The organism is Microcoleus sp. B3-D2, from assembly GCF_036705345.1.
GTDB lineage: Bacteria > Cyanobacteriota > Cyanobacteriia > Cyanobacteriales > Microcoleaceae > Microcoleus.
Window position 1 is genome coordinate 1 of sequence record NZ_JAUBUG010000001.1, and the last position, 7,720, is coordinate 7,720.

At 46.1% G+C, this 7,720-nt stretch carries 8 protein-coding genes; 1 reads left to right on the plus strand and 7 read right to left on the minus strand.

The genetic code is table 11. From position 1 onward, the window contains the following. Positions 1 to 371: HAMP domain-containing sensor histidine kinase (locus QUB14_RS00005; RefSeq protein WP_333213891.1), on the plus strand; the 371-nt coding region annotated here is incomplete at its 5' end. A 286-nt stretch (positions 372 to 657) separates the two neighbouring features. Here the strand turns inward: QUB14_RS00005 and QUB14_RS00010 are convergent. From QUB14_RS00010 to QUB14_RS00040, 7 genes are all read right to left on the minus strand, one after another. After that, positions 658 to 1,071 (minus strand): nuclear transport factor 2 family protein, encoded by a 414-nt coding sequence (locus tag QUB14_RS00010; protein ID WP_333213889.1) that lies wholly within the window; start codon positions 1,069 to 1,071, stop codon positions 658 to 660. Between the two features lie 76 nt (positions 1,072 to 1,147). After that, positions 1,148 to 1,987 carry a Uma2 family endonuclease gene (locus QUB14_RS00015; protein WP_333213886.1) on the minus strand — a complete coding sequence of 280 codons (840 nt, stop codon included), beginning with the start codon at positions 1,985 to 1,987 and terminating at the stop codon, positions 1,148 to 1,150. 74 nt (positions 1,988 to 2,061) lie between these two features. Further along, on the minus strand, positions 2,062 to 3,057 hold the full coding sequence (locus QUB14_RS00020) for an AEC family transporter (protein WP_333213884.1): 996 nt from the start codon (positions 3,055 to 3,057) through the stop codon (positions 2,062 to 2,064). Positions 3,058 to 3,431: 374 nt separating this feature from the next. Further along, positions 3,432 to 3,638: a glycogen debranching protein gene (locus tag QUB14_RS00025; RefSeq protein ID WP_190657733.1), complete on the minus strand. Its 207-nt coding sequence runs from the start codon at positions 3,636 to 3,638 to the stop codon at positions 3,432 to 3,434. A gap of 217 nt (positions 3,639 to 3,855) precedes the next feature. Then, positions 3,856 to 4,341 (minus strand): GNAT family N-acetyltransferase, encoded by a 486-nt coding sequence (locus QUB14_RS00030; RefSeq protein WP_333213881.1) that lies wholly within the window; start codon positions 4,339 to 4,341, stop codon positions 3,856 to 3,858. A gap of 276 nt (positions 4,342 to 4,617) precedes the next feature. Further along, positions 4,618 to 5,691, minus strand: coding sequence for an RNA polymerase sigma factor, RpoD/SigA family (locus tag QUB14_RS00035; protein ID WP_333213879.1), 1,074 nt, complete (start codon positions 5,689 to 5,691; stop codon positions 4,618 to 4,620). A 139-nt stretch (positions 5,692 to 5,830) separates the two neighbouring features. Then, entirely contained in the window at positions 5,831 to 7,504 is a 1,674-nt protein-coding gene (locus tag QUB14_RS00040) for an ABC transporter ATP-binding protein (protein WP_333213877.1), read from the minus strand. Positions 7,505 to 7,720 lie beyond the last annotated feature (216 nt).

The following is a 7,720-nucleotide window of genomic DNA, read 5'->3' on the forward strand; positions in this document are numbered from 1 at the left end:
TAGATGCTTTGGAAGAGCGGGGAAGTAGAGATGAGGGTAGAGTTTTTTACCCGCAGATTTTGATTCGTACTGAAGTCGTAGCGGGCAATTCCTATGACAACATTAGCACGGGTTCAGGCATTCGGGTAACAATTGCCGATAATGGCGCTGGCATGACTGAGAAAGTTCGTGCTAAACTTTTCACTCCCTTTTTTACTACTAAGCCAATCGGAAAAGGTACAGGCATGGGATTGTCAATCAGCCGAAAAATTCTGCTAGAAAAACACTGCGCTCAAATACAGTGCTTTTCTACGCCAGAGCAGGGAACGCAGTTTATTATTGAGATGCCTACTATCTGTACAGCAACCAATTTCCCGGTATCTATGGTCTAGGAAACTGAGTGGGCCCAATTCATCATATAGCGGTTTTCAGTTGTAGGGGAGAAATCAGCAGTAATTCCGAAAGTTACGCTAACGGGCTGAGACAAAAACTGAAGCCAAAATGGCTTAAAACCTAGATAGAGAAAGACTTTTACCTCGAAAGGGCATAAATCTAATATTTACAATGGTTTCAGGCATTTTTAGGCCATCGACCTCTTTCTTTTGCGAGGGAGAGGTTTTCAGCCCCTAAAAAGGTGAAAAAATGTCTAAGTTTCATTAAGCAACTCACAGATAACTCCTATCGAAACTTCCGTTCTGACTCTTGAATGGGAACATCATTAATACTAGCTTCACGTCTTCGCATTAACCCATTTTCTGCAAATTCCCACTGTTCGTTACCATAGGCGCGATACCAGTAGCCAGAATCATCGTGCCACTCATACTCAAATCGAACAGAAATCCGATTGTCTGTAAAACTCCACAGTTCTTTCTTTAAACGGTAATCTAATTCCTTTGCCCATTTTCGTCTTAAAAAAGCCTTGATTTCTTCCCGTCCGCTGAAGAATTCGGCACGATTTCGCCACTGAGAATCTTCCGTATAAGCTAAGGCTAGTCGTTCTGGATCGCGGGTATTCCAGGCATCTTCAGCAGCTTGAACTTTGGCTTTAGCCGTTTCCAACGTAAAGGGCGGTAGAGGTGGTTTAGTTTCCATAAGCTTGGTTTTGTGTGATTAAAAAAGATAAGGTGCGAAGTGCTAGCGCTACAGAGAGAGTTTTGGGACTTTGATATCAATCCTCAGCATCGGGATCGATTCCCATTGCTCGCAGTCGCTCCGCTAGCTGGGCAACTTTTCGCTCTGCTTGTTCAGCTCTTTCCCGTTCTTGTTCAGCTCTTTCCCGTTCTTGTTCGGCTCTTTCCCGTTCTTGTTCGACTAGGGCCCGCTCAATTTCAACTTGTTCGGAGCCAGTTAACAGCAAATTCCCCTGCGAATCCCACCACCGCAGCCAAAGAAGTTCTTGATTTTGATAGCTTCCCTGCCAGAGTCCCAATTCTACATCTAGTACAGGAATGGGATAGTGACCGCGTTCGTTTGGCTGCATCCTTTGATACACAAAATCTATTAGGTGATAGACCTCTAAATTGCCCGTTCTCATTTCATAAATCCCGTAGTAAGGAATGCGGATAATTCTCTCGTACACCCAAAACTTACCCGGTTTAGTGGTGGTACCATCAGCGGCCACAGTCAAGGGAGTACGATCGCGCTCTTCCTCTCCATTACCGCTAGCAAATTCTAAAGCAATGAACGGAGCCATGTGTTCCCGCCAAAGTACATAAGAACGGCGAAAACCGTCAAGTGTTGCCGGTACATTCGGCACGTAAAACCAATCCGGTGCTTCTGCACCTCGCTCTGGCGGGTCAGTTTCTCGCCAGTAAATACCGCAATCTTGCCCGATCGCATATTGTCCGTCTGGATGCAGCCGCTCTACAACCGGCCCGATCGAATCTGTCAGAATGATGCTCTGGGGATGCTCCTGAAAATTTTTCACAAATGTACCGTCTTCGTCTGGCAATTGGGTATGGTCGGGGAAGGCAGGAGGCAGACCTGTAGCAGTTATTATCTCAGTCATCGTCTTTTCCGTGCAGTTATTGTTAATTGTACTGCGAAATTTTAGAGCAATCTGATTTGAAACTTTAGCTAATATTAACTAAACCCAGCTAACCACAGCGGAAGCATCAACAGCAACCCGACGGAAGTGAGGGCGATGCTGCTAGCTAACAAATCGCGATCGAGCTCGTAGACTTCTGCTAAAATCAGCACGGAAAGAGCTGTGGGCGTTCCCGACATCAACACCAACACGAACCTCGGATCGCCCCTCAATCCGAAATAACTAGCACCTAATCCGATCAGCACCGGCACAATTACCACTTTTAACAGCGACGGGATTAACGCTAGTTCAAAACTTTCCCATTTCTTAATAGACCTCAGCCGGATGCCAACCAGCAGCAAAGCACTGACAATTACCACCCAAACTGCCGTCTGCAATCCCGATTCCACTGTCTCGGGCAGGGGGATGTTTCTCGTGAAAAAACCAACTAAAAATGCCCACAGGGCGGGAACTGTCAGCACGTCCCGGATCTGAGTCCACCAGTGATTTGGTTGCTCGGAATTCCCGAAATAGCTCGCAATAAATACACCGAAACCGTAGGTTCCGATCACGTTGTTAGTAACGCTGTATAAGACGGCCCAGTTGTTGTTATCGCTGCTGATGATAGAGGGGGTGATTGCTAATCCGACAAAGCCGGTATTCCCTAGCATCGCAGCTAGGATAAAACTGCCTTGGCTCGATCGCTTCAGGGAATTTATATTTAACAAAAATAAGTTAACCAGAGAATTTTTGCCCTGAAAAGATGGCTTTTTGATGTGGGCCGCACTCAGCATCCGCAATAATACCCAAGTCAACCAAGCTAAACTCGTACTCACAAATAACACAAATATGGCGATCGCCGGCGTGAATCCCACAGCACCCGAAAAATCGCTTTGACGGGCTAAAACTAGAATTTGCAGCGGTATCCCAATCCAGAAAAGAAAGTGGCTCAGCAGCTTGGGAAAATTAACTGGGATGTACTGAAATAACAGCAGTCCCAAGCCAGTGCAAATAACTAGAGGGGTATAAGCGTGAAATAAGGTTTCAAGCATAAAAATTTAACTTGACAATTTGAAATGCCTTTATGTATTAATTGTAATGCTAAAGTCCGTTTAATAAATGCGAATTGTCGTTAGCGGAGCCCTCGAAGAGGATCGTACTTGCACGCTTTTTCGTCCTAGCCTGTTCGCAGCACAGCAGGCCCGAAAATTTCCCCCCCAATTCCCGCACCTTGCAGGGCACAATCCTCAGACTCGCCGCCCCAAATGCTTGCAGCTTTTTGCCTTCAGATTCACAAAATTTCTGTTAATTTGACCAATGTGCGATCGAGCTATTTTGCCTTTTCCAAACAGATGTCCCCCGTTTTCCGGCCGCTTCGAGCGAACGGAAACAGGGGGAGACTAAAGCTGCTGATGACTTGCACTCATTAATTCAATTTCAAAGCATTAACAGGCACCTCATCCCAAGAATTAACAGTCCGCAAGGTAGCAACCCAGCCCTGCTGTTTTTGCTCCGCCGTCAAATTCTGCTCAAAAGATTTGTGGCAATCCTTCGCTTGAGTCTCATCGCAACAAGCAATGCAAGAATAAAGAATGCCCGACGGATCGATTTGCTCGTTTACCCAAATAATCACGATCGACTCTCTCCATCAAAATCTACTGTTACTTAAATTTTCCTATATTTTTGCCAATTAAGTAGGTCGGTATTAATTAACCGGAGTGCGGCATTTTAGCTTAACAGGCAAGATGCCTGTTCCACACACAGCCAAGATGCCTGTTCCACACACAGCCAAGATGCCTGTTCCACAACAGATGAATTTTTTGTGGGGTGGGCTTCTAGCCCGCCCTGAATTACTTCGATGCCAAAGTTGCCAAAGACTCGCCCGCAACCCGGCAAATCCGCCAGTCGGGCATCACATCAGCACCGATACCCTTGTAAAATCCGATCGCCAATTCATTCCAATCCAAAACACTCCATTCCAAACGCCCGCAGCCCCTTTCAACCGCCAACTGCGCTAAATAAACTATCAAAGACTTGCCAATTCCCCGCCCTCGAAACTCAGGGACCACAAACAAATCTTCCAAATAAATTCCCGGCTGAGTCAAAAAAGTAGAATAATTGTAAAAAAACAGCGCCCAGCCCACAACTTGACCTTCGCACTCGGCTAAAATCGCTTCAGCAAAAGGTCGATCGCCAAACAAATGATGCTCCAAATCAACCGCATTGCCAGTAACGGCATGAGATAATTTTTCGTACTCAGCTAAAGCTTTAATCAAATCAAACAGCACCGGCACGTCGGCGCGGGTAGCTGGACGCAAAATTACCTCAGAAGACATAAATAAGTAAGTAGTACGCGACAATCAAGAATTAAAAATACCACATCAAGACATTTTAAATTGGTAATTTTTAATTAAGTTTTTCCCCATTGAATAAGCATATATAGCAATCCTTGCAGGAGTCGTAAATTTTTTACCCCACCCCCACCCTCCCGAACCAGCGGGGAGGGAGTAATAAATTCACAAATGATGCGAAGATTGCTATATACGGCGGGGTCGGAGTGTCCCCACAATAATTTTAAGATTTTTCAAAATGCCAACTCAATGTTTTTTAGTTTATTTCAACCAGCCCTTCAATCGTTCCGTCACTTGAGGGCGGCGCAGCTTTCGCATTGCCTTATTTTGAATTTGACGGACTCGTTCGCGAGACAAATTGAACAAACTGCTGACCTCTTCTAAAGTGTAAGGTTCGCCCGTCAGCAAACCGTAACGCATAGCAACAATCTCTTTTTCGCGCTCAGTCAAAATACTGTCCAACACCTCCAAAATATCTTGGCGCATCATCATCTCATTCATCTGAGCTTCGGGAGATTGCGTCGCGTTATCTTCGAGAACATCCAAAAGTTCCGAACTTTCTTCTGAGCCGATGCGGTGGTTGAGAGACAAAGATTGCCGGCGTACTTGCTGGAGGTAGCGAAGCTGTTCGCAAGAAACTTGCATTTCTCTAGCAAGTTCAGTTTCAGTTGGATTGCGTTTAAGAGAACGCCTCAAATCTCGATAAACTTTTTTGAGTTTATTTAACTGTTCGACAATGTGAACAGGCAAGCGAATCGTCCGCCCTTGATTGGCAATTGTCCGGGTAATTCCTTGGCGAATCCACCAATAGGCATAAGTAGAAAACTTGTAACCCTTCTCGGGATCGAACTTTTCGGCTGCCCGGTTTAAACCCAAAGCTCCTTCCTGAATTAAATCGAGAAAAGGCACGCCCCGATTGAGATAGCGTTTGGCAATCGAAACCACCAAGCGCAAATTCGAGCTGATCATTTTCCGTTTCGCCGACTGACACTGGTGGCGAAGTTGTTGCAGTTGAGTTTCGCTCACTCCCAAAGCCGCTGCGATTTCAGCTTTTGTCGGCACTCTGTCTAATTCCTGCTGCAAACGCTGTTCTAGTTCATCCAGGGCTACCAATTCTTGAACGCGGCGCGCCAACTCCACCTCTTCGGTGGCAGTCAGTAGAGGATAGCGAGCCATTTCCTTGAACAAAGCTCCCACGGGATCGTCGGCAGACCAGTTGTTGTATGCTGACGAGCGAGTTACCGTGGGACGATCGATCTCGGTGTCCTCATCCTCTGCGATTGCGAATGAGGCTTCGGGTGCCACCGCAAAACTGCCTAGGTCAGATTCTGCCATATGGTGCTTGGTGTCGGTGGGAGGATTTGAAAAGTATCCCTTAACTTTAACGAATTTAATCGGAAATTTCCGAAATCCATCTAGAAGGCGGTGAGTGACTTTAGTGGCTGATATCTGTTCGCCCCTTTTTTAGAGATTTTTATTGAGTTCGAGCCAGTAAAGGAGCAGCTTGCAATAATTGCTGAGTGTAAGGGTGCTGCGGATTAGTAAAAATATCCCTAGTCTTACCGATTTCAACAATTTTTCCAGCATTCATTACCGCAATGCGATCGCAAAAAAATCTCGCCACCCACAAATCGTGCGTAATAAACAGATAAGTCAAATTAAATTCCTGCTTCAACTCCAACATCAGCTCTAAAACTTGAGTCTGCACGCTGGCATCCAGCATACTCACAGGTTCGTCGCAAATTATCAGTTTCGGGCGAGTAATCAAAGCGCGGGCGATCGAAACTCGCTGCTGTTGTCCTCCCGACAATTCCCCCGGATAGCGGCGGAAGAAATCCTCCCCGGGAGTTAAACCCACCCGCTCTAACATTTGGATTACTTGTTTTTTAGCTTCGCTGCCATTAGCTAATTTGTGAATAAACAAAGGGTCAGCAATACTTTGCCCGACAGTCATCATCGGATTCAGGCAAGCGTGGGGGTCTTGAAAGATCATTTGCATTTCGCGGCGGTGCTTCCTCACAGCATCGCGGTTCAGAGCAGTTATATCTATTCCTTGAAATTCAACTTTGCCGCCAGTCGCGGTAATTAGCTGCAAAATCGTGCGTGACAAGGTACTTTTACCGCAGCCGGACTCCCCCACCAGCCCTAGGGTTTCTCCCTGTTGTAGTTCTAAACTAACGCCGTCTACTGCTTTAATTACCTGGCGATTCCTGGAAAACAACTGATCTAATAAATTGCTTTCTAAACTGTAGTGTTGCTGCAAATCCGTTACGGTCAAAAGAGGCGAATTTGTTAAGTTTGCAGTAACGACTTCAGTCCTGATTTCCTCGAATGCTAACCCTTTGTCGGAATCGGCTTGAATGTGCAAAGCTGCTTTGAGGAGCGATCGAGTATATTCGTGCTGCGGCTTTTCAAACACGTTTTGCACCGGCCCTGTTTCTACGACTTTACCGCCGTACATCACCGCAATGCGATCGCAATACTCAGCCACCATCGCCAAATCGTGAGAAATCAACAAAATAGCCGTTCCCCGTTCCTCGCAAAGTCTGGTTAATTCCTGCAAAATCTGAGCAGCTACAGTTACGTCTAAACTTGTAGTCGGTTCGTCTGCCACAATTAATTTGGGATCGAGCAAAAGAGCCAAAGCAATTGCTACTCTTTGCCGCATTCCGCCGCTAAATTCGTGGGGAAATTGCGACCAGCGAGACGCGGGAATTTTCACAGCTTCCAGAGTTTCGATCGCCCGTTTCTTAGCTTGCTTGCGATCCAAATTCGGTCGGTGAGCTTGCAAAGTCTCGATGCAATGTTCTCCTACAGTCATCAAAGGATCGAGACGAGTCATCGGATCTTGAAAAATCAATGCTACAGCTTCGCCCCGAAACCGTCTCAGCCGCGAAGCATTCATATCAAACACTGACTCTCCAGCAAAACTAACTCGCCCCTCAATCAGCGTTGAATCCGGCAGCAACCGCATCGCCGCCCTTCCCAAAGTTGACTTACCGCAGCCAGACTCCCCAACTAATCCGAGCTTTTCCCCCGGTTTCAGCGTCAGGGAAACCCCGTCAACGGCCCAACCGGATTGGCCTCGCCGCTGAGGATAAGCTACTCGCAGATTTTCAACGGAAAATAGAGAAGAGTCATTAGTCATTAGTCATTAGTCCTTAGTCTGGTGTCTGGTGTCTGTTGTCTGTTGACAGTTAACTGTTGTCTGTTGACGGTTGACTGTTAACTGTTGTCTGTTGTTATTTATTATTTCTCAATATACTGGCGGTTAGTTGTTAGTTATTAGTAAGGTTCAGGACTTATTAGTTATTGAAAAAAAAACGATATGCTGTTTGTAAATACCAATATAAATTGCTACCAA

Excerpts from the sequence above, each read along its gene's own strand:
- QUB14_RS00040 (WP_333213877.1), bottom strand. The coding sequence starts at position 7,504 with ATGACTAATGACTCTTCTCTATTTTCCGTTGAAAATCTGCGAGTAGCT.
- QUB14_RS00020 (WP_333213884.1), bottom strand. The coding sequence starts at position 3,057 with ATGCTTGAAACCTTATTTCACGCTTATACCCCTCTAGTTATTTGCACT.
- QUB14_RS00010 (WP_333213889.1), bottom strand. The coding sequence starts at position 1,071 with ATGGAAACTAAACCACCTCTACCGCCCTTTACGTTGGAAACGGCTAAA.
- QUB14_RS00015 (WP_333213886.1), bottom strand. The coding sequence starts at position 1,987 with ATGACTGAGATAATAACTGCTACAGGTCTGCCTCCTGCCTTCCCCGAC.
- QUB14_RS00030 (WP_333213881.1), bottom strand. The coding sequence starts at position 4,341 with ATGTCTTCTGAGGTAATTTTGCGTCCAGCTACCCGCGCCGACGTGCCG.
- QUB14_RS00035 (WP_333213879.1), bottom strand. The coding sequence starts at position 5,691 with ATGGCAGAATCTGACCTAGGCAGTTTTGCGGTGGCACCCGAAGCCTCA.